Raw genomic sequence first — 267 nt, forward strand, 5'->3', positions numbered from 1 at the left:
GTCGCCTCGCGCACGATCAGTGGTATCGCTTTCGGCGCTTCGGGCATCGCGTGAGGCGTCAGCAAGGTTTGCGATGCTTCCGCGAGACGCGCCACGTGCTGCGTCAAATCGACGAATGCCACGGCGACGTCGCGCGATCCGTGCAAAATCGCAAAGCCCAATGAGCCGACCAGAACCACATCGCCGGTGGTCGCGCGGCCTTGCGTCCAGAGCCAGATCGTCCAGCCGAGCAGTGCCGCCGACAGCAATGTAGTCGCGAACGCGTGC

The 267-nt window shown here is 64.4% G+C and carries 1 pseudogene; it reads right to left on the reverse strand.

Features of this window, described 5'->3' with window-relative positions:
- Positions 1 to 267 (reverse strand): annotated as a pseudogene (locus tag SB772_RS41640) (ABC transporter ATP-binding protein); the annotation flags it as partial.

Source organism: Paraburkholderia sp. SIMBA_030 (genome assembly GCF_046535245.1).
In the GTDB taxonomy this organism is placed as follows: Bacteria; Pseudomonadota; Gammaproteobacteria; order Burkholderiales; family Burkholderiaceae; genus Paraburkholderia.